The 20560-nt window shown below is 49.9% G+C and carries 22 protein-coding genes; 14 read left to right on the forward strand and 8 right to left on the reverse strand.

Going from position 1 to position 20560, the window contains the following annotated elements; all coding sequences use genetic code 11:
- Position 1: 1 nt before the first annotated feature.
- From mlaE to murA, 6 genes are all read left to right on the forward strand, one after another.
- Positions 2–784, forward strand: coding sequence for a lipid asymmetry maintenance ABC transporter permease subunit MlaE (mlaE, locus tag EIP93_RS01665; protein WP_010296655.1), 783 nt, complete (start codon positions 2–4; stop codon positions 782–784).
- 4 nt (positions 785–788) lie between these two features.
- A complete protein-coding gene (mlaD, locus tag EIP93_RS01670) occupies positions 789–1355 on the forward strand; it encodes an outer membrane lipid asymmetry maintenance protein MlaD (RefSeq protein ID WP_103861654.1) in 567 nt (188 codons plus the stop codon).
- A 15-nt stretch (positions 1356–1370) separates the two neighbouring features.
- Positions 1371–2000 (forward strand): phospholipid-binding protein MlaC, encoded by a 630-nt coding sequence (mlaC, locus tag EIP93_RS01675; RefSeq protein WP_125232174.1) that lies wholly within the window; start codon positions 1371–1373, stop codon positions 1998–2000.
- A 13-nt stretch (positions 2001–2013) separates the two neighbouring features.
- Complete coding sequence (gene mlaB, locus EIP93_RS01680; protein WP_103943477.1) at positions 2014–2304, forward strand: lipid asymmetry maintenance protein MlaB; 291 nt, start codon at positions 2014–2016, stop codon at positions 2302–2304.
- A 134-nt stretch (positions 2305–2438) separates the two neighbouring features.
- Complete coding sequence (gene ibaG, locus EIP93_RS01685) at positions 2439–2693, forward strand: BolA family iron metabolism protein IbaG (protein ID WP_010280170.1); 255 nt, start codon at positions 2439–2441, stop codon at positions 2691–2693.
- Between the two features lie 80 nt (positions 2694–2773).
- Positions 2774–4036, forward strand: a complete 1263-nt coding sequence (murA, locus tag EIP93_RS01690; RefSeq protein ID WP_039354621.1) for a UDP-N-acetylglucosamine 1-carboxyvinyltransferase — start codon at positions 2774–2776, stop codon at positions 4034–4036.
- 97 nt (positions 4037–4133) lie between these two features.
- Here the strand turns inward: murA and degS are convergent, their stop codons facing one another.
- The 3 genes from degS to zapG form a co-directional block, all read right to left on the reverse strand.
- A complete protein-coding gene (degS, locus tag EIP93_RS01695; RefSeq protein WP_103861651.1) occupies positions 4134–5231 on the reverse strand; it encodes an outer membrane-stress sensor serine endopeptidase DegS in 1098 nt (365 codons plus the stop codon).
- Positions 5232–5367: 136 nt separating this feature from the next.
- On the reverse strand, positions 5368–6738 hold the full coding sequence (degQ, locus tag EIP93_RS01700; RefSeq protein ID WP_010296670.1) for a serine endoprotease DegQ: 1371 nt from the start codon (positions 6736–6738) through the stop codon (positions 5368–5370).
- 258 nt (positions 6739–6996) lie between these two features.
- On the reverse strand, positions 6997–7401 hold the full coding sequence (gene zapG / locus EIP93_RS01705) for a Z-ring associated protein ZapG (RefSeq protein ID WP_010296674.1): 405 nt from the start codon (positions 7399–7401) through the stop codon (positions 6997–6999).
- Between the two features lie 221 nt (positions 7402–7622).
- Here zapG and zapE point away from each other — a divergent pair, with 221 nt between their 5' ends.
- The 3 genes from zapE to rpsI all read left to right on the forward strand — a co-directional run bounded on the left by zapE (position 7623) and on the right by rpsI (position 9847).
- Positions 7623–8774 (forward strand): cell division protein ZapE, encoded by a 1152-nt coding sequence (gene zapE / locus EIP93_RS01710; RefSeq protein ID WP_107333680.1) that lies wholly within the window; start codon positions 7623–7625, stop codon positions 8772–8774.
- Between the two features lie 236 nt (positions 8775–9010).
- Entirely contained in the window at positions 9011–9439 is a 429-nt protein-coding gene (gene rplM, locus EIP93_RS01715; RefSeq protein WP_005975488.1) for a 50S ribosomal protein L13, read from the forward strand.
- A 15-nt stretch (positions 9440–9454) separates the two neighbouring features.
- Positions 9455–9847, forward strand: a complete 393-nt coding sequence (rpsI, locus tag EIP93_RS01720; protein WP_010280182.1) for a 30S ribosomal protein S9 — start codon at positions 9455–9457, stop codon at positions 9845–9847.
- A 98-nt stretch (positions 9848–9945) separates the two neighbouring features.
- Here rpsI and EIP93_RS01725 read toward each other — a convergent pair whose 3' ends face one another.
- The 3 genes from EIP93_RS01725 to EIP93_RS01735 all read right to left on the reverse strand — a co-directional run bounded on the left by EIP93_RS01725 (position 9946) and on the right by EIP93_RS01735 (position 13418).
- The gene (locus tag EIP93_RS01725; RefSeq protein WP_125232175.1) at positions 9946–11274 is read right to left on the reverse strand and encodes an MFS transporter; all 1329 of its coding nucleotides are present in this window, start codon (positions 11272–11274) and stop codon (positions 9946–9948) included.
- Between the two features lie 213 nt (positions 11275–11487).
- The gene (idnD, locus tag EIP93_RS01730; RefSeq protein WP_107332184.1) at positions 11488–12534 is read right to left on the reverse strand and encodes an L-idonate 5-dehydrogenase; all 1047 of its coding nucleotides are present in this window, start codon (positions 12532–12534) and stop codon (positions 11488–11490) included.
- A 110-nt stretch (positions 12535–12644) separates the two neighbouring features.
- Entirely contained in the window at positions 12645–13418 is a 774-nt protein-coding gene (locus EIP93_RS01735; protein ID WP_103861647.1) for an SDR family oxidoreductase, read from the reverse strand.
- 180 nt (positions 13419–13598) lie between these two features.
- Between EIP93_RS01735 and EIP93_RS01740 the strand changes: the two genes are divergently transcribed.
- The 4 genes from EIP93_RS01740 (at position 13599) to sspB (ending at position 17456) form a co-directional block, all read left to right on the forward strand.
- Positions 13599–14303 (forward strand): FadR/GntR family transcriptional regulator, encoded by a 705-nt coding sequence (locus EIP93_RS01740; protein WP_125232176.1) that lies wholly within the window; start codon positions 13599–13601, stop codon positions 14301–14303.
- Positions 14304–14642: 339 nt separating this feature from the next.
- Positions 14643–15887, forward strand: coding sequence for an enolase C-terminal domain-like protein (locus EIP93_RS01745; protein WP_125232177.1), 1245 nt, complete (start codon positions 14643–14645; stop codon positions 15885–15887).
- A gap of 418 nt (positions 15888–16305) precedes the next feature.
- Complete coding sequence (gene sspA / locus EIP93_RS01750; RefSeq protein ID WP_005975503.1) at positions 16306–16947, forward strand: stringent starvation protein SspA; 642 nt, start codon at positions 16306–16308, stop codon at positions 16945–16947.
- Positions 16948–16952: 5 nt separating this feature from the next.
- Positions 16953–17456 (forward strand): ClpXP protease specificity-enhancing factor, encoded by a 504-nt coding sequence (gene sspB / locus EIP93_RS01755; RefSeq protein ID WP_107332185.1) that lies wholly within the window; start codon positions 16953–16955, stop codon positions 17454–17456.
- Between the two features lie 78 nt (positions 17457–17534).
- Here the strand turns inward: sspB and EIP93_RS01760 are convergent, their stop codons facing one another.
- Positions 17535–18308 carry a (S)-acetoin forming diacetyl reductase gene (locus tag EIP93_RS01760; RefSeq protein WP_010296693.1) on the reverse strand — a complete coding sequence of 258 codons (774 nt, stop codon included), beginning with the start codon at positions 18306–18308 and terminating at the stop codon, positions 17535–17537.
- A 366-nt stretch (positions 18309–18674) separates the two neighbouring features.
- Between EIP93_RS01760 and EIP93_RS01765 the strand changes: the two genes are divergently transcribed.
- Complete coding sequence (locus tag EIP93_RS01765; RefSeq protein ID WP_103943461.1) at positions 18675–19088, forward strand: GFA family protein; 414 nt, start codon at positions 18675–18677, stop codon at positions 19086–19088.
- Positions 19089–19135: 47 nt separating this feature from the next.
- Here EIP93_RS01765 and EIP93_RS01770 read toward each other — a convergent pair whose 3' ends face one another.
- A complete protein-coding gene (locus EIP93_RS01770; RefSeq protein WP_103861643.1) occupies positions 19136–20554 on the reverse strand; it encodes a glutamate synthase small subunit in 1419 nt (472 codons plus the stop codon).
- Positions 20555–20560 lie beyond the last annotated feature (6 nt).

A 20560-nucleotide genomic window follows, 5' to 3' on the forward strand; every position in this document is an offset into this window, starting at 1 on the left:
CATGTTATTACGGACGTTGGCGTCGTTGGGGCGTCAGGGAATCTCCACCAGTGCCTCGTTTGGGCGCGCCGGGCTGATGCTGTTTAATGCGCTGGTGGGTAAACCCGAATTCAGAAAACAGTGGCCGCTGTTGGTGAAACAGCTTTATAGCGTTGGCGTGCAGTCGCTGCTGATCATCATGGTTTCCGGTCTGTTCATCGGCATGGTGCTGGGGTTACAGGGCTATCTCATCCTGACGACTTACAGTGCCGAGGCCAGTCTGGGCATGATGGTGGCACTGTCGCTGCTGCGTGAACTTGGTCCGGTGGTGACGGCACTGCTGTTCGCCGGGCGTGCGGGTTCCGCGCTGACGGCGGAAATTGGCCTGATGAAAGCAACAGAACAGCTCTCCAGCATGGAAATGATGGCGGTTGACCCGCTGCGCCGCGTTGTCGCACCGCGCTTCTGGGCGGGGTTAATCAGCATGCCGCTGCTGGCGGTGATTTTTGTCGCCGTAGGGATTTGGGGAGGCGCGTTGGTCGGTGTGGACTGGAAAGGCATCGACAGCGGGTTCTTCTGGTCTGCCATGCAGGGCGCGGTTGACTGGCGTCAGGATGTCTTGAACTGCGTGATTAAAAGTATCGTATTTGCGATTACCGTGACCTGGATTGCACTGTTTAACGGCTATGACGCGATCCCGACGTCTGAGGGGATCAGCCGTGCAACGACCCGAACCGTCGTGCACTCGTCGTTAGCGGTACTGGGATTGGATTTTGTGCTGACAGCACTGATGTTTGGGAACTGAGTCGATGCAAACAAAGAAAACTGAAGTCTGGGTTGGTGTGTTTATGTTGATCGCGCTGGCTGCCATCCTCTTTTTATGCCTGAAAGTAGCCGATCTCAAATCGATCGGTAGCGAGCCGACGTACCGCCTGTATGCGACGTTTGACAATATTGGCGGGTTAAAATCGCGTTCTCCGATCAGAATTGGTGGCGTGGTGGTTGGCCGCGTAGCGGATATTTCGCTGGACGAGAAAACGTACCTGCCGCGTGTGGCGATGGATATTCAGCAGCGCTACGATCATATTCCTGATACCAGTTCTCTGGCCATTCGTACCTCCGGTTTGCTGGGCGAACAGTATCTGGCACTGAACATTGGGTTTGAAGATGAGGAAATGGGCACTGCGATCCTGAAAGACGGTGGTGTGATTCAGGACACCAAGTCAGCGATGGTGCTTGAAGACCTCATCGGCCAATTCCTATATAAGAGCGGTAGCAATAGCGAAGATAATGCCGGTCAATCGGGTACGGAGCCGGGTGCCAATCCTGCGGCAACGCCTGAGCACAACAACGAACCTGTTCCTTCACATCCATAATAAGAGGATATCTGCATGTTTAAACGTTTACTGATGGTGGCTTTACTGGTGGTCGCGCCATTAGCCAACGCGGCGGACCAAACGAATCCCTACAGTCTAATGAATGAAGCGGCGGAAAAAACGTTTAGCCGCTTGAAGAACGAACAGCCAAAGATCAAACAAAATCCTGACTATCTGCGTACGGTCGTACGTGAAGAGCTGCTGCCGTATGTTCAGGTGAGATACGCCGGTGCGTTGGTGCTGGGGCGTTACTATAAAGACGCGACACCGGCGCAGCGTGATGCCTATTTCAAAGCGTTTGAAGCCTATTTGGAACAGGCCTACGGGCAGGCGTTGGCGATGTATAACGGGCAAACCTATCAGATTGTGTCGGGACAGCCGCTGGGCAATACTGATATCGTTTCCATTCGCGTGAACATTGTTGATAACGGCGGCCGCCCTCCGGTACGTCTGGACTTCCAATGGCGTAAGAACAGCAAAACCAGTAACTGGCAGGCGTTCGACATGATTGCCGAGGGTGTCAGTATGATCACCACTAAACAGAACGAGTGGGCGGCAGTACTGCGTCAGAACGGCGTGGATGGCCTGACTAAACAGCTGGAATCCTCGGCGAAGCAGACCATCACGTTGGATCAGAAAAAGTAATTTGGGTGTGAACATGGTGAACGCATTGAACTGGCAAGCGCAGGACTCCACGCTGGCGTTAACGGGCGATCTGGATCGTGAAACGCTGTTACCGTTCTGGCAGCAGCGTGAATCGTTACTGGCGGGTAAAACTACGCTGGATGTGTCTGGATTAAACCGCGTTGATTCTGCCGGGTTAGCATTGCTGATGCACGTTTATCAGCAGCCGCCTTCAGGCGGAGAGATAGCGATTGTCGGTGCCAGCGAGCGGCTAAAAACGCTCATTGCGCTCTATAACCTGAATGAAATCATTCCTGTGTCTTAAACCGTAACGCGGGTTACTGGATTCGCCCCTTTAGGCATCGTCTGAAGGGGCGCATTCTTTGTTTAAGATAGCGCCATATTCATCTAAGATACCTCCCTGTAAATCATCTCCCCCTGACATAGAAATCGAGAGCGATGGAAAATAACGAAATTAAAGACGTGCTGATGAACGCATTGGCACTGGAAGAAGCCCATGTTTCTGGTGATGGCAGCCATTTTCAAGTCATCGTAGTGGGCGGACTTTTTGCTGGAATGAGCCGAGTAAAAAAACAGCAGGCTGTTTATGCGCCGCTGATGGAGTACATCGCGGATAACCGTATTCATGCGCTGTCGATCAAGGCCTATACGCCGGAAGAGTGGCAACGCGACCGTAAACTGAACGGCTTTTAAGTATTCCCCGTGCGAGTGGGAATAAACTGCCGGTATCAGTGTGACGATATATTGAATTAAGACATCGAGATACAAAGACTATGGATAAATTTCGTGTTCAGGGCCCAACCCGCTTAGCGGGGGAAGTGACCATTTCTGGCGCCAAGAATGCTGCGTTGCCCATCCTGTTCGCTGCGTTACTCGCAGAAGAGCCGGTAGAAATTCAGAACGTACCGAAACTACGCGATATTGATACCACCATGAAGCTGCTGGGTCAGTTGGGTGCGCGCGTTGAGCGTAACGGTTCCGTTCATGTGGATGCCAGCGATGTAAACGTGTTCTGCGCGCCGTACGATCTGGTGAAAACCATGCGCGCCTCTATTTGGGCTTTAGGGCCGCTGGTGGCGCGTTTTGGCCAAGGTCAGGTTTCACTGCCTGGCGGCTGTGCGATTGGCGCGCGCCCGGTAGATTTGCACATTTACGGCCTTGAGCAGCTTGGTGCGCAGATCGTACTGGAAGAAGGCTATGTCAAAGCGACGGTTGATGGCCGCCTGAAAGGTGCGCACATCGTGATGGACAAAGTGAGCGTGGGTGCCACGGTGACTATCATGAGCGCGGCGACGCTAGCGGAAGGCACCACGATTATTGAGAACGCGGCGCGTGAACCAGAGATTGTCGATACGGCAAACTTCCTGAATACGCTGGGTGCGAAAATCAGCGGTGCGGGCACGGATAAAATCACGATTGAAGGTGTTGCGCGTCTGGGCGGTGGTGTCTACCGCGTGGTGCCTGACCGTATTGAAACTGGGACATTCCTGGTCGCGGCTGCGGTATCTCGCGGTCAGATTATCTGTCGCAATACCCGTCCTGATACGTTGGATGCGGTATTGGCGAAGCTGCGCGAAGCGGGCGCGGAGATCGAAATTGGCGAAGACTGGATCAGTCTGGATATGCACGGTAAGCGTCCAAAAGCGGTTACCGTTCGCACGTCGCCGCATCCGGGGTTCCCGACTGATATGCAGGCACAGTTCAGCTTGCTGAACCTGGTCGCGGAAGGCACGGGTGTGATTACCGAAACCATCTTCGAAAACCGCTTCATGCATGTACCTGAGCTTATTCGTATGGGCGCACAGGCGGAAATTGAGAGCAATACGGTGATTTGCCACGGCGTTGATAAGCTGTCTGGTGCGCAGGTGATGGCGACCGACTTACGTGCATCAGCCAGCCTGGTATTAGCCGGTTGTATCGCAGAAGGTGTGACGATAGTGGATCGTATTTATCACATCGATCGTGGCTATGACCGCATCGAAGATAAGCTGCGTGCGTTAGGTGCGAATATCGAGCGCGTTAAAGAGCACGAGTAAGTGTTTCAGTCATAATTAGGTTTGTCAGCCGGGTGGGTTCCCACCCGGTTTCTTGTTTACCTGCTGATGTGACTCTATCGACCGACCTGACATGCCGTTATTGGGTAGGAAATTCCTGAATCGTCATTTGCAGCGTGACTTGATTTTTATCACGCACAATCGTGACTGGAATGACAGTGCCGGGACGTATTTCCGAAACCTGTTCCATCGTTTCAATAATCGAGCGCGCAGGCTTATTGTTCACGCTAACGATGACGTCTTCGACACGAATACCTGCTTTATCCGCCGGTCCACCTGGGTCGATAGTCTGAACGAGAATCCCGCTTAATCTGTCCTGCGCATCACGATTGTTGGTCGACGTGCTGTTCTCAATATTTTCGATCTGTACGCCGTTGACGCCAATATAGCCACGCACCACGCGACCATCGCGGATGAGCTTGCTCATTACCTTGGTTGCCAGCGCGACGGGAATGGCGAAGCTAATGCCTTCCGGCGTTTCACCATTGCTGCTTTTATCAAACGAAAGAGTATTAATCCCGACTAGCTCACCAAGCGTATTGACCAGCGCCCCACCGGAATTCCCGTGGTTAATTGAGGCATCGGTTTGCAGCAAATTTTGGCGTCCTACCTGGCTTCTTTGCTGGCCGTACGTGCTAAGGCTGACGCGCCCAGTGGCGCTGATGACGCCCTGCGTGACGGTTTGCCCCAGATTATAAGGGTTGCCGATCGCCATCACGATATCGCCGACGTGGGGTATACGGTCTGGATTCATGGGAATAACGGGCAGATTGACGCCATCAATTTGCAACACGGCTAGATCGGTCAGGCTATCGGAACCGATCACGCGGGCTTCGTACAGCCTGCCGTCTGATAGCTCTATCTGGATTTGTTGTACGTTATTAATCACATGCTTGTTGGTTAAAATATACCCTTTTTCATTCATGATGACGCCGGATCCGAGAGGATGAATGGCGACTTCGTTGGGCTTACCCTCTTTGGCAACTCGGTTATAAACGTTCACCACAGCAGGCGCCGCATGGCTGACGCCCTGATGGTAGCTTATGGGTGAACCATCAGTATTTTTGTCATTGCCTTTCAGAAACGACGTGCCAGACCCGACAAAGGGCAGTACGGCCAGAATAATACCGGCGACGAGGGCACCAAAGAGCGCTGAACGTAATAACTTAGCAAGCATGGCCGTGATTTACTGTGGAAAAGGGAGATGATGGGAGGATATCACGAGAAGTTCGGACACCGCATGGCTCGGTGTCCGATTTTTTAACATCAGCGATGTTCTGGCCAGTTAAGCTGCCGAAAAAGACGGCAAGCGATTAACGCAGCAGCAGATAAATCGTTTCTTCGCCCCGGACGATATTCAAGGCCAGAACGGAAGGCTTCGCTTCCAGCAGTTTGCGCAGTTGCGTGATGTTTTCAATGCGCTCGCGGTTTACGCCGATGATGATATCGCCTTTTTGCAGACCGACCTGCGCGGCAGGTGTGTCCTTAGCGACGTTATCAATCTGTACACCTTTGCTGCCGTCTTTCAATTGGCCATTGGTCAGAGAAGCCCCCTGCAATGACGGTGAAAGCGTTTCAGCGCTAGTTGATGCCGATGAGCTGTTATCCAACACGACGGAAACTTCCTGCGGTTTGCCATCACGTAGCAGACCGATTTTCACGGTCTTGCCCGGTGCGGTGGTGCCGACTTTGGCCCGCAGTTCTGCAAAGCTGCTGATCGGTTTACCATCCAGCGTCGTCAATACGTCGCCTGCCTTGATACCGGCTTTGGATGCGGCAGATTTCGGTAAGACTTCGCTGACGAAGGCACCGCGCTGTGCGTCGACGTTGAAAGCTTTCGCCATCTCAGACGTCATCTCGCTGCCTTTAATACCCAACAGCCCACGTTTCACTTCGCCAAATTCAACCAACTGCTGCGCCAGATTCTGGGCCATGTTGCTGGGGATAGCGAAGCCGATACCGATGTTTCCGCCGCCCGGCGCCAGGATCGCCGTGTTGATACCGATCAGCTCACCGTTGAGGTTCACCAGCGCACCGCCGGAGTTACCGCGGTTGATGGAAGCATCGGTCTGGATGAAGTTTTCTAACCCTTCAAGATTCAGGCCGCTACGACCCAGCGCGGAGATAATACCGGACGTTGCAGTCTGACCAAGGCCGAACGGGTTACCCACGGCAACGGCGAAGTCACCGACGCGCAGTTGATCGGAATCGGCCATTTTTACAGAGACCAGATTCTTGGCGTCATTCAGCTGTAGCAGAGCGATATCGGTCTGCTCATCACGCCCAATCAATTTCGCCTCATATTCACGTCCGTCATTAAGCTGGACGCGGATCTTGTCGGCGTTGTTGATCACGTGATTGTTGGTGAGCACGTAACCTTTTGCAGCATCAATAATGACGCCAGAGCCCAATCCCTCAAACGGGCGAGAATTTTGTTTGTCCGTCGGGAAGTTAGGACCAAAGAAGAATTTGAATTCTTCCGGTACGCGCTGACGCTGTACCTGTGTACCTTCAACATGCACGCTGACGACGGCTGGCAAGACTTTCTCCAGCATCGGGGCCAGACTTGGCGTCTGTTGGCCTTGAACCACGGCAGGCAGCGCAGCATTTGCAGCGGGAAGCGTGGACAGGGTCAAACCGATACTCATTGCCAGTGCACTAAATAGTAATGATGTTTTTTTCATTGTTATTAACTCTCTCACGGCCTGCGGATGAATAAAACGATGATATATAAACTTAAAGACACGGTGAAGAGTCAGACTGGCGATCAATGTGTAAAGTTCACTGCTGTTTCGTCAGCAGATTGTAACTATCGCTATTTTAGTGCGTGATCGGACGATGGCAGCCTGCGGTACGCGTCTTAAACGTACAAGCGTTTTAAGCGTAGAACAAGAGAGGGGAAAGCGTGAGACAGAAAGCCTCACGCTTAGGGGGAAACTGAATTACTTGCGAATCGGACGTTCGCCCCGCAGCAGGCCTGAGGCACCGTCTGAATAATCGCGCGGCGGCATGTTCACCGGAGCCTGATCGTTATCCGCTTCTGATTCGGTCAGACGATATTTAAACGGATTATCCTGACCGGGAACGTGAGGTAACAGATTATTGGAGCTTTTCGCCATGTGCTGATAAAGCTGACGATAATCATCCGCCATGTTATCCAGCAGCTCCGCACTGCGGGCGAAGTGACCCACCAATTCCTGACGATAATCTTCCAGTTCGGTTTTGCTTTTCTCCAGCTCGTTCTGCAAGACCTGCTGTTGCCGCAGCTTACGGTTACCAAAGCGCATAGCGACAGCACCAATAATAATACCGACAACTAAACCTATCAGCGCATACTCCCAAGTCATAATAGCTCCTATTTTGACGTCGTTGTCCCGTAGGGTTTTTCACTTAATAATAGTCACTATAACCGTTAACCTTGCCTGAGTGGAATCCTGATACTCGATGACAGAAAGGAATGTTGACCTACCGCAGACATCAAGGTTGTTAACTGCGACGATTACGGCTTAAATCGACGACAACACACAGCAAAATACGACTAACTTTTTTCTCAGGGATTGCGATGGCTATGGTTATTCCACAGACAACACAGCAGCAAACAACACCCTTAGCGCTTTACCAGCAGGCGCTTTCCGCTGGTGAATATCAGCCAGACGAGGTGCAGCGGCAAACCGTTGTGCGTCTGGAAGCGATACATCAGGCGTTATGTGAACGTGCTGCTGATGGTGATGCGGGGACATCTGAACGCGTGGGGAAATGGCGTAGCTGGCTGGGGCGACGTAATAAACGGGAATCTGCGCCGGTTCAAGGCCTGTACATGTGGGGGGGCGTCGGGCGCGGTAAAACCTGGCTGATGGATATGTTTTTCCACAGCTTGCCTGCTGAGCGCAAGATGCGCCTGCACTTTCATCGTTTTATGCTGCGTGTACATGAAGAGCTGAATCAGTTTCAGGGGCAGGAAAATCCGCTGGAGAAAGTGGCCGACGGTTTTAAAGCCGAAACGGATGTGCTGTGCTTCGATGAGTTTTTCGTCTCTGATATTACTGATGCGATGCTGCTGGCTGAACTGCTGCGTGCGCTGTTTGCTCGCGGCATTGCGCTGGTGGCGACATCGAATATTCCGCCGGACGATCTCTACCGTAATGGGCTGCAACGCGCGCGTTTTCTGCCTGCGATTGAGCTGATTAAGCAGTATTGTGAAGTGCGTAATGTCGATGCGGGTATCGATTATCGTCTGCGTACGCTGACACAGGCACACCTTTACCTCTCGCCGCTGAATGAAGAGACGGATGCGGCGATGCAGCAGATGTTTACCCGCCTGACCGGGAAACAGTGGCAGACGCCAGGGCCAGTGCTGGAGATCAATCATCGTCCGTTATCGACACTTGGCGTGAGCGACGGTGTATTGGCGGTCGATTTCCACACGCTGTGTACTGAAGCACGTAGCCAGAATGATTACATCGCACTGTCGCGCCTCTACCACACAATGCTGTTGCACAATGTGACGGTGATGGAAACGAAGGAAGAGAACACCGCCCGCCGTTTTCTGGCGCTGGTGGACGAGTGCTACGATCGCCGTATCAAATTGATTATTTCTGCGCAGGCATCGATGTTTGAAATCTATCAGGGAGAGCACCTGAAATTTGAATATCAGCGTTGTTTATCCCGTTTGCAGGAAATGCAAAGCGAAGAGTACTTGCGTCAACCCCATTTGGCGTAACGCAGACGATGGCTTTTCGTCATTTTCGAGTGAAAAAGGGTCGATTTTTAAGAATGACTTCTCTATAATCTTGCGACCCCACGTTACAACAAAGTTTTTTTCCCAAAAACTTTATAGTGCCGGCAATGGCTATTCGAAGGGGTAGGTTTGCTGGACTTGATGGTCGTGTGAGCCTCAACTGTTTTCGAGCGTTCGGGTGTTCACCAACGTGTAACTAATTATTGGGTAAGCTTTTAATGAAAACTTTTACAGCTAAACCAGAGACCGTAAAACGTGACTGGTACGTTGTTGATGCGAACGGTAAAACTTTAGGCCGTCTCGCTACTGAACTGGCTCGTCGTCTGCGCGGCAAGCATAAAGCGGAATATACCCCGCACGTTGATACGGGTGATTACATCATCGTTCTGAACGCTGACAAAGTTGCTGTAACTGGCAACAAGCGTACTGACAAGATTTATTATCATCACACCGGTCACATCGGTGGTATTAAACAAGCGACCTTTGAAGAGATGATTGCCCGCCGTCCTGAGCGTGTGATTGAAATCGCGGTTAAAGGCATGCTGCCGAAGGGCCCGTTGGGTCGTGCTATGTTCCGTAAACTGAAAGTTTACGCGGGCACCGAGCACAATCACGCGGCACAGCAACCGCAAGTTCTGGACATTTAATCGGGATTATAGGCAATGGCTGAAAATCAATACTACGGCACTGGTCGCCGCAAAAGCTCCGCCGCTCGCGTGTTCATCAAACCGGGCAACGGTAACATCGTTATCAACCAGCGTAGTCTGGAACAGTACTTCGGTCGCGAAACTGCCCGCATGGTAGTTCGTCAGCCGCTTGAACTGGTCGACATGGTTGGTAAATTTGATCTGTACATCACTGTTAAAGGTGGTGGTATCTCTGGTCAGGCTGGTGCGATCCGTCACGGTATCACCCGCGCTCTGATGGAGTATGATGAGTCTCTGCGTAGCGAACTGCGTAAAGCTGGTTTCGTTACTCGTGATGCTCGTCAGGTTGAACGTAAGAAAGTCGGCCTGCGTAAAGCACGTCGTCGTCCTCAGTTCTCCAAGCGTTAATTTCTGGCTGCTTTGCAGCGAAATCAATGCAAAAAACCCGGTGCTGGTCACCGGGTTTTTTTATGTCTAGCTTTTAACCTTTACTGCGATGATGTCTGCTATTCCGTTGCGTTTTTTACATCATGCAGGTCACGATCTTTAACTTCTGGCATCAAAAGGGCGGATAGCAGGCCAATGCAGGAGTAGCAAATTAGCATCACAACGATGGGATACCACGACCCTGTTATTTGGCAAAAAATACCTGCTAACAAAGGACCGAGCCCCGTAGCGAATAACCCGCCGATTTCTTTAGAGATTGCCATTTGGGAGAAGCGGTTTTTTGAACCAAACATCTCCGCCATCGTGATCCCCTCAATCGCTGCCTGCCCTAATACCGCAATATTGTGGATCAGGATTAAGCATACCGTGATTGTAGCGACCGCCTGCTCTTTATTCACGATGATTGAAATCATCGGATAGGCGAGAAGAATAGAGCCGAGCGTCAGGATAATATAAGGAATACGACGCCCGATTCTATCTGATAGCCACCCCATCAATGGGATTGTCAGAAAGCCGATGACTGAACTAATCATGATGGCATCGGTTGGAACGGCCTTGTTAAAGAGTAGCGTTTGTACCATGTAACCAGCCAGGAAAGTCTGGATAATGCCCGAGTTCCCCGCCTGTCCGAAGCGCAGGCCTGTTGCAATCCAAAACGCTTTTCCTTTTAGCAAAGACCAAAAAGGAGTGTGCTGGTGTGCGACTTCTTTTGTTTCTTGTACCCCTTCAAATACCGGGCTTTCTTTCAGATTCAGACGTAACCAGATAGCAAACCCCATCACCACGAAACTCGCAAGGAAGGGAAGGCGCCATGCCCAATCAATGATCTCTTCATTACTAAAGAGGTAAAACATCGCAGCCCAAATGGCCGTTGCGCTCAATGTTCCGCAGTTGGTTCCCATTGCAACCAGCGAGGCAATAATGCCTTTTTTACCCTTAGGTGCATATTCTGCCAGCATGGTACTGGCACCAGAGATCTCTGCACCGGCACCCAGTCCCTGAATAACTCTGAGCACTACCAGTAGAATCGGTGCCAGAATACCAACCTGCTGGTAAGTCGGGAGTGCGCCTATTAATGTGGTACAAACGCCCATTAATGCGATGGTAATAAACAGGACCTTTTTCCTGCCTACTCTATCTCCCATTTTCCCAAAGAAGACGGCACCGACAATACGGGCAATGTATCCTGCACCGTAGGTTCCCATCGCGAGAATTAATGCCATAGCAGCCGATTGTTCAGGGAAGAAAACTTCATGGAAGACCAGTGCGGCACCAAGAGAATAGAGCTGGAAATCCATGAATTCTAGTGTGGTACCGAGCCAGCCAGAAACGGATGCCCTGGCAAGATCGGACGTGCTTCTTTTCACTTTAACTGGAGATGAGTTCATAGTGTCACCATATGATTATTAGATTTAATTCAATATGTGGTGAGGTATAAATACCTGGTGGCACACACGAAAAATCATTTCCAGACAATGTATGGAAATAATTAATCGGTAGAAGAATAAGAAAAACACCACATCTTGATTTTTGGTCAACAGCGTATTGTCAGCATTCCTTTGCCGTATTATTCCGATTTAAAATTAAAGGTGATGTCTTTATTAAAATTTAACGAGTACTTTTGATGAAATGTTTTTATCACTTGCTGCAATTAATGCATCTTCAACATCATGATAAGAATATTCAGCGGAGATAATGGGCCGTGGGTTTATAATCCCTTTCTCCAACCATTTAACCGCAGTAGCAAATTCATTAATGAATCGGAATGATCCTTTCCAGGAGAGTTCTTTTACTAGCATTTGTGCTACGGGATAGTGAACAGGGCTTGGTCCCATACCAATTTGTACAATCAAACCATTAGGGCGTGTCGCAAAGACTGATGAGGCGATTGCCGCAGGCGCACCGCTGGCCTCGAATGTCACATCAAAGTAGCCTTTATTTTGGTTATAGATTTCCATTGCACTTTCATCAAGCGGATTGACTGAGGCATCGGCTCCCATTTCCAGCGCGATATTTCTGCACCTTTCACTAATGTCGGATGCCACAATCTCTACGGCGCCTGAGGCTTTCGCTGCGGCAATCGTCAAGGCACCAATCGGGCCCGCTCCGATGACCAGGACTTTTTTACCGACCAGGCTGCCTGCGACGTTGATGGCATGAATAACAACCGCCGTTGGTTCCGCAAGTGCCATAATTTGTGAAGGGACATTTTCATCATAGGGATAGCACTGCTGTGCGGAAACAGTGACATATTGAGCAAAACCGCCGTGTACGTGCGGATTAAACTGCGCACTTCCCATAAATCGCATACTTTGACATTCGTTCTGTTTGCCTTCCAGGCAATAGTTACATTGATTGCAAGGCTGGGAAGGATTGATCGCAACTTTTTGCCCGACTTTTAATTGACTATTTTCAGGTGCCTGATGAATTCTGCCAACAAATTCGTGACCTATGACCATAGGATGTTTTATTACAGACAAACCAGCATGGCCTTCATGATAATAATGAATATCTGAGCCACAAATACCGCCGCACTCAACGTTAACGACAATATCGTTTTCGGTATAAGTCAGTTCACGACTTTCTACTTTTACGTCTTTTTTCCCATGAACAATACATGCATCAAAGGTAAGTGTATCTTGTTTCATATTGATACCTCTAAAATAATATAGTGTGGTTTTCCTTTGTCGCGGTGGAGAGAATTAAAAACCACACGTTGACTTATCAATCATCCCTGATGAATATCGATTTCTGAGAATTAGAGCACCGCTAACCATCCGCCATCGACATAGATGACCTGACCATTGATATAATTCGATGCCTCAGCAGACAGGAAAATAGCCGTACCGATAAGTTCTTCGGTTTTCCCCCAGCGTTTAGTTGGGTTGCTACTTTTGACCCACTTATCAAATTCGACATCTTTAATCAATGCTTCATTCATGTCGGTCAGTATGTAGCCGGGGCCGATGGCGTTCGCTTGAATGTTATATTCTGCCCATTCCGCCGACATGGAGCGTGTCAACATTTTGATTCCGCCTTTAGCGGCGGTATAAGGCGCGACGGTAGGGCGTGCCTGTTCACTGGTCAGTGAACAGATATTGATAAATTTGCCGCCGCGACCGCGTTTTATCATGCGGATTGCCGCTTCGCGCGACACGAGGAATGTCCCTGTCAGGTGAATGTCGATGACGCGCTGCCAGTCCTGTAGGGCGAGTTCGACTAACGGTTGACGATGTTGGATCCCTGCGTTATTAATCACAATGTCGATTTCTATACCGGCGGCATCCATCAGGTTGAACGCATTGACGATCTGGTCTTCTTTTGAGACATCAATCACGTAACCTTTAGCGTTATAGCCCTTTGCCGTTAGCTTTTGTACCGCCTCGTTCAGCGTTTCTTCTCTGATATCGCTAAGTACAATGGCGGCACCGGCTGAGGCTAATCCTTCTGCATAGGAAAAGCCGAGGCCTCTTGCAGAACCGGTAATGAGTGCAGTTTTCCCTGATAGATCAAATAGTTTTGCGGCATCCATTATCAACTCCTTAACTGATTATTGAGCAGTGAATAGGTTATTTTTAAAGAGGTAGTATTGTCATACATCATGTTGTCATACAACTAACGAGTGGAAGTGATGGTGTCGCTTTGTTATACTTCAATCAACAGTCAAAGCGTTTTTTTGTGATCATGATTCCAATAATTGATTTGAGGCGTTATGGACAATATAGAATCAATACCAAGAAATAATATTGCTGAAGCCGTCTATCAGAAGATGCAGAAAAAAATACTCAGTGGTGAGTGGAAACAGGGTGAGAAATTACCGTCTGAGTTTGAATTAAGTGAGGCTTTTGAAGTAAGTAGAACGAGTATTCGCAGTGCGGTGCAAAAATTGAGGAACCTGGGAATCATCTATACCAAGCATGGTCGAGGTTCTTTTGTTTCAAATGAAATAGAAAGCTTCCGTATGCAGGCGAATGACAAGCCGATTCTTCACCTGACGAAAGGTGAGTTCATGGACATGATGGTGTTTCGGCAAACGGTGGAATTCAAGTGCATCGAGTTGGCGGCCAAAAACGCAACGGATGAGGATATTGCTCTTATAGAAGATGCACTTAACCGAATGCTGGTCAACAAAAATGACTATAAAAAATACTCGCAGGCCGATCTGGATTTCCACATGGCGATTATCAATGCGGCGCACAATAAAGTGTTTTCACATGCCATTAAGTATTTGAAAAATATGTACTATTTCTATCTGGAAGAGTTAAATCGTGTGTTAGGCATAACGTTAGATAGTATTGACGCGCATATCAAAATTTTTATGGCGATAAAAAACCGTGACATTGAAACCGCGAAGCTATGCCTGGATCAGGCAATGGAATGTAACATTGTTATGATTAACAACCTTGATAATAACTAACGTGTAAATGTCGCCCTATTTCTCAGGTCGCTTACCTCTCCTTTATTTGTCTGTCAGTAACGGCCTGCCGGTGCTTGCTTTGCAGCATCGGCGTAAAAATGGTGTTAATTCACTATATTTTTGTATCTGAAATGTACCCGTAGTGATCCACTATTTATCTAATTTATTAAAATTATCACCTTTGGTGATATCTCTTTCAGCCCGCTGTACTTCCCGGTTTTCTCCTCAATTAAGTTGCTTTTATTTTTTCCTTTTGATAGTAATACGTCAAGAGATATGATGTCATACAACAAATGAGATTCTACATAATCTGATTGTGGCTATCACAGGAGTTTTTGAATGATAAAGGTAACAAACGTAAAAACGATTCTAACGGCACCGGGTGGCATTGATCTGGTTGTCGTCAAGGTCGAAACCAATCAGGACGGCTTATACGGCTTAGGGTGTGCAACCTTTACCCAACGTATTTTCGCGGTTGAAGCGGCCATTAATGAATATATGAAGCCTTTTCTGATCGGGAAAGATCCTTCTCGTATTGAAGATATCTGGCAGTCTGCCGTCGTGAGCGGCTATTGGCGCAATGGGCCTGTGATGAACAATGCCATCTCGGCTATCGATATGGCGCTGTGGGATATCAAGGGTAAAGTCGCTAACTTGCCGGTCTATGAATTACTGGGCGGAAAATGCCGCGATGGTATTCCACTTTATCGTCATTGCGATGGTGCGGATGCGGTTGCGGCGGAAGATAACATCCGTGCGGCAATGGAAGAAGGGTACCAGTATGTTCGTTGTCAGATGGGCATGTACGGTGGAGCTGGGACGGAAGACCTCAAACTGATCGCCACTCAGTTGGATAAAGCCAATATCACGCCGAAGCGCTCACCAAGAACGAAGACACCCGGTATTTATTTCGATCCTGATGCTTATGCCAGAAGCATTCCGGCCTTTTTCGATCATCTGCGCAATAAGATTGGGTTTGATGTTGAATTTATTCATGATGTTCATGAACGGGTATCGCCGGTTACCGCGTTGCAAATGGCGAAGTCTCTGGAAGATTACAAGCTCTTTTATCTTGAAGATCCCGTCGCCCCAGAGAATGTTGATTTCCTTAGCGTGATGCGCCAGCAAACATCAACCCCAATCGCGATGGGGGAGCTGTTTGTTCATGTTGCTGAATACAAACACCTGATAACCAATCATCTTATTGATTTTATTCGCTGCCATATCAGTATGATCGGTGGGATTACACCCGCCAAAAAACTGGCGACACTCGCCGAGTTTCATGGCGTGAGAACAGCCTGGCATGGCCCAGGTGATATCTCCCCTATCGGCGTAGTCGCGAATATGCACATTGATATGAGCATTACTAATCTGGGTATTCAAGAATATACGCCGATGAATGAGGCCCTGCGGGACGTTTTCCCCGGTTGCCCAGATATTGAAGGCGGATACGCGTACCTGAACGATAAGCCAGGATTAGGGATTGATATCGATGAGCAAAAAGCGAAGCAATTTCCTGTTGAGGGTGGATTGCCGTTATGGACGAATGCACGCTTGCCGGATGGTACTGCGGCACGACCTTAATCACCGGCTTAACGGCATCAATTTTCTTTAATTTCTATTACTTAGAAGCCGACGGCCCTCGTCGGCTTCTATGCGTTTGACGATTCAACGCAGGCCAATACAGGGGATAGATTATTCTCTGGCGGCGTTGTTTTGACTTCGCTATTGCAGATGAAAAATTTGTATTTAATAAAAAAACTCTTATTTATCATTTTGTTAAATAAGATTATCCGCTTATATCCCCACAAAACGAACAAAATCTGATAAGCTGTTCGCCGATTTTATGCCTGTGTGTAAGCTCTCGTGTAGCGGTTTAAAACAGCCGGATTTTGTCAGGCGACGTTTACACACATTGGCGAGCAGCATTTCGAATAGCGGTTTGCAGGTTACTGACTGCACGATTATTCGCCATATTTTCTCGATAAACTTGGAGGTTTTCATGGCTGTCGCTGCCAACAAACGTTCGGTAATGACGCTGTTTTCTGGTCCATCCGACATTTTTAGCCATCAGGTCCGCATTGTATTGGCGGAAAAGGGTGTGAGTGTCGAGATTGAGCAGGTAGACATGGATAATCTGCCTCAGGATCTTATTGACCTCAATCCTTACGGTTCCGTGCCGACGCTGGTCGATCGCGAACTGACGCTCTATGAATCACGCATTATCATGGAGTATCTGGATGAACGTTTTCCTCATCCGCCGTTAATGCCTGTCTATCCGGTTGCGCGCGGTAACAGCCGCCTGATGATGCACCGCATTGAGAGCGACTGGTATTCTTTGCTGAAGAAAATTACGCACGGCAGCGCTCAGGAAGCGGATGCGGCACGTAAGCAATTGCGTGAAGAATTGCTGGCCATTGCCCCAGTATTCAATGAAGCGCCTTATTTCATGAGCGAAGAGTTCAGCCTGGTGGATTGCTATCTGGCTCCGCTGCTGTGGCGTTTGCCGCAGTTAGGCATTGAACTGAGTGGTTCGGGCGCGAAAGAGCTGAAAGGCTACATGACTCGCGTCTTTGAGCGTGATGCGTTCCTGGCTTCCCTGACGGAAGTGGAACGTGAAATGCGTTTGCAAACCCGAGGTTAAACCGTATGGCGTTGTCTCAACTGTCTCCGCGTCGTCCGTATTTATTACGGGCTTTTTATGATTGGTTGCTGGATAACCAATTAACGCCTCATCTGGTGGTAGATGTTACTCTGCCGGATGTTATGGTGCCGATGGAGTTCGCCCGTGACGGCCAGATCGTGCTGAATATCGCACCGCGCGCTGTTGGCGGCCTTGAGTTAGCTGATGACAGCGTTCGTTTCAATGCCCGTTTTGGTGGCGTACCGCGTCAGGTTTATGTGCCGATGGCGGCCGTCATGGCGATCTATGCTCGTGAGAACGGGGCTGGAACGATGTTTGAGTCCGAACCTGCTTACGAATCTGCAGGTGAATACGAAGACTTTCAGGAAGGCGCACCCGCTTCAGGGACGGTCATGTCGATTGTCGATAGCTCGCCTGATTCTGAAGCACCTGACAATGGCTATGGTTCTGATGATGAACCACCGCAGCCACCTAAAGGTGGCCGACCGTCGCTACGGGTCGTGAAGTAATTTGTTTCTAAGGGCACTTTAACAGTGCCCTTTTTATTTCGTGCCGTTAATTGAACATGTTCTTAATTGAGCATCGTGTTAATTGAACACCATTCCGCCATCAATCAATAGCGATTGCCCCGTCATATAGTCGGAATCGTGGCTGGCCAGATAGGACACACAGGCAGCGACATCTTCCGGTTCGGAAAGACGGCCCAGCGTGATGCGTTTGGCGAATTCTTCCGTCGCATAGCCACGCGGTTTTCCTGCGGATTCAGAGATCTTCCGATCAATTTCATCCCACATTGGCGTTTTTACGATACCCGGACAGTAGCCATTGACCGTGATGCCCAGCGGCGCTAAATCGCGTGCGGCCGTTTGCGTTAAGCCACGAACCGCGAATTTGCTTGAGCTGTAGACGGCGAGTTCGGGGTTGCCCACATGCCCAGCCTGCGAGCAGGCGTTGATAATTTTGCCGCCGTGCCCCAGAGATTTGAAGGCATCGAGCGCAGCCTGAATCCCCCAGATCACACCTTTGACGTTGATGTTATAAACGCGATCGACAACGTCTGGCGTGATGTCTTCAATCAGGGTTGAAGGGGCAACACCGGCGTTATTGACGATGACGTTAAAGTCACCAAAGCGCTTTTTGGTTGCGGCGACGGCAGCGAAAACCGCCTCACGATCCGCGACGTCTGCCTGTAGTGCGATGGCCTGCCCGCCGGATTTTTCGATTTCCTGCGCCACACTGCGCGCGGTTTCTTGGTTATAGTCCACGATGGCGACGGCAAAACCGTCTGCCGCCAGTCTGAGAGCAATAGCGCGGCCAATACCTTGACCGGCTCCTGTTACAAGAGCCACTTCGACTGTCATATTTCCTCCTTAATGAAATCCAATCTCAATAAAGACAAATTAATGCCGGAGGTAAGTGTAGGTCGTTAATGTGATATTGCAGGATTTATTACGAAAGGTTCTTTAGAACACAGTGGAAAGACGAAGGTTTTATTAGCCTGTCTGGTGTGATATTCCGTATGGGCGGGTCGCTATCGGCTGCTACGGTTCACTTCAGCTTCTGACCACGGCGTTTAGGGAACTACCGATGAAAGTTGAGCGCTGTCCGACTTCCTGAGAGTAAGAGCAAAGGCGTATATAATCTATGCTATAACCGAAACTAGCGGCGATATTCCTTGTTTATGGGACATTGCGATTCCAGAAGGCAGAACATTAGGAGAGGGAGCTATGCATCAAGGTCGTTGCTTATGCGGCGGGGTGACGATTTCCACGACGCATTCTGTCAGTGAAGTGGGTGTCTGCCATTGTGGTATGTGTCAGACGTGGGGCGGCGGGCCGCTCATGGCGGTGGAGTGCAAAGATCCGGCGATTAAAATAGAAGGCGAAGAAAACATTACGGTATGGCAGTCATCGGAATGGGCCGAGCGCGCGTTTTGCCGCGTGTGCGGCACACATCTGTTTTACCGTCTACGCGGTACGGATGCTTATGAAATTCCAGCAGGTTTTTTTACCGACGAAGCTAACAAGAAGATGGTCACGCAGATTTATATCGATAACAAACCGAGCTACTACTCGTTTGCGGAAAAGACGCCGATGCTGACAGAGCAGGAGGTGATCGCGCTGTATTCCGGTAAAGACTAAAAAAGAAAAGGGCAGCCAGCGCTGCCCTCAAGAGACGAGATGTGCTTCTACACTTCCAGATAGTTCATGATGCCGTCAGCGGCCTTACGACCTTCTGCAATGGCTGTCACCACCAGATCGGAACCACGTACTGCATCGCCACCCGCAAAAATTTTCGGGTTGCTGGTCTGGAATGCGTTATCGCAACTTTCTGGTGCGACAATGCGACCTTGATCGTCCAGCTTGACGTCATGTTCTGCCAGCCACGCCATTTTGTGCGGACGGAAGCCAAACGCCATGATGACCGCATCGGCTTCCAGTACGTGCTCGGAACCCTCTACGATTTCAGGACGACGACGCCCGTTGGCATCCGGTGCGCCCAGTGCTGTACGCGCCATTTTCACGCCACACACTTTGCCCGCGCCATTGATCTCGACGCTTAACGGTTGTAGGTTGAATTTGAACTCGACGCCTTCTTCACGCGCGTTTTTCACTTCGCGCTTGGAGCCCGGCATGTTCTCTTCATCACGACGATAGGCACAGGTAACGTGCGTTGCGCCTTGACGAATCGAGGTACGCACGCAGTCCATCGCGGTGTCACCACCGCCCAGCACGACAACGCGTTTACCCTGCATGCTGATGTAAGGCTCGTCAACGGCGGCTTCAAAGCCCATCAGCTGCTTGGTGTTGGCAATCAGGAACGGCAGAGCATCGTAGACGCCCTGAGCATCTTCATTGTCCAATCCGCCACGCATAGACTGATAGGTGCCGACGCCGAGGAATACCGCATCGTACTCGTCCAGCAGCGCTTTCATCTGCACGTCTTTGCCGACTTCGATATTCAGACGGAATTCGATGCCCATTTCGGTGAAGATCTCACGACGTTTCACCATCACTTCTTTTTCCAGCTTGAAAGAAGGGATACCGAAGGTCAGCAGGCCACCGATCTCAGGATGACGATCGAAGACGACAGCTTGTACGCCACTGCGTGCCAGCACGTCGGCACACGCCAGTCCTGCTGGGCCTGCACCAATGATGGCGACGCGTTTGCCAGTCGGTTTGACGTTGGCAACGCTTGGCTTCCAGCCCATCTCTATCGCTTTATCATTGATATAGCGTTCGATGTTGCCGATGGTGACCGCGCCGAATTCATCATTCAGCGTACAAGACCCTTCACACAGACGGTCTTGCGGGCATACACGACCGCAGACTTCCGGCAGGCTGTTGGTCTGGTGCGATAACTCAGCCGCTTCGATAATGCGGCCTTCGTTCGCCAGCTTCAGCCAGTTCGGGATGTAGTTATGTACCGGACATTTCCACTCACAGTAAGGGTTGCCGCATGCCAGGCAGCGGTCTGCCTGCGCTTTGGACTGGCTTTCTGAGAACGGCTCGTAGATCTCAACAAATTCAATTTTACGAATCTTCAGCGGTTTCTTGGGCGGATCAACGCGCTGTAAGTCGATAAACTGGTAAACATTCTGACTCATGATGAC

This window comes from Pectobacterium versatile (genome assembly GCF_003932035.1).
GTDB lineage: Bacteria > Pseudomonadota > Gammaproteobacteria > Enterobacterales > Enterobacteriaceae > Pectobacterium > Pectobacterium versatile.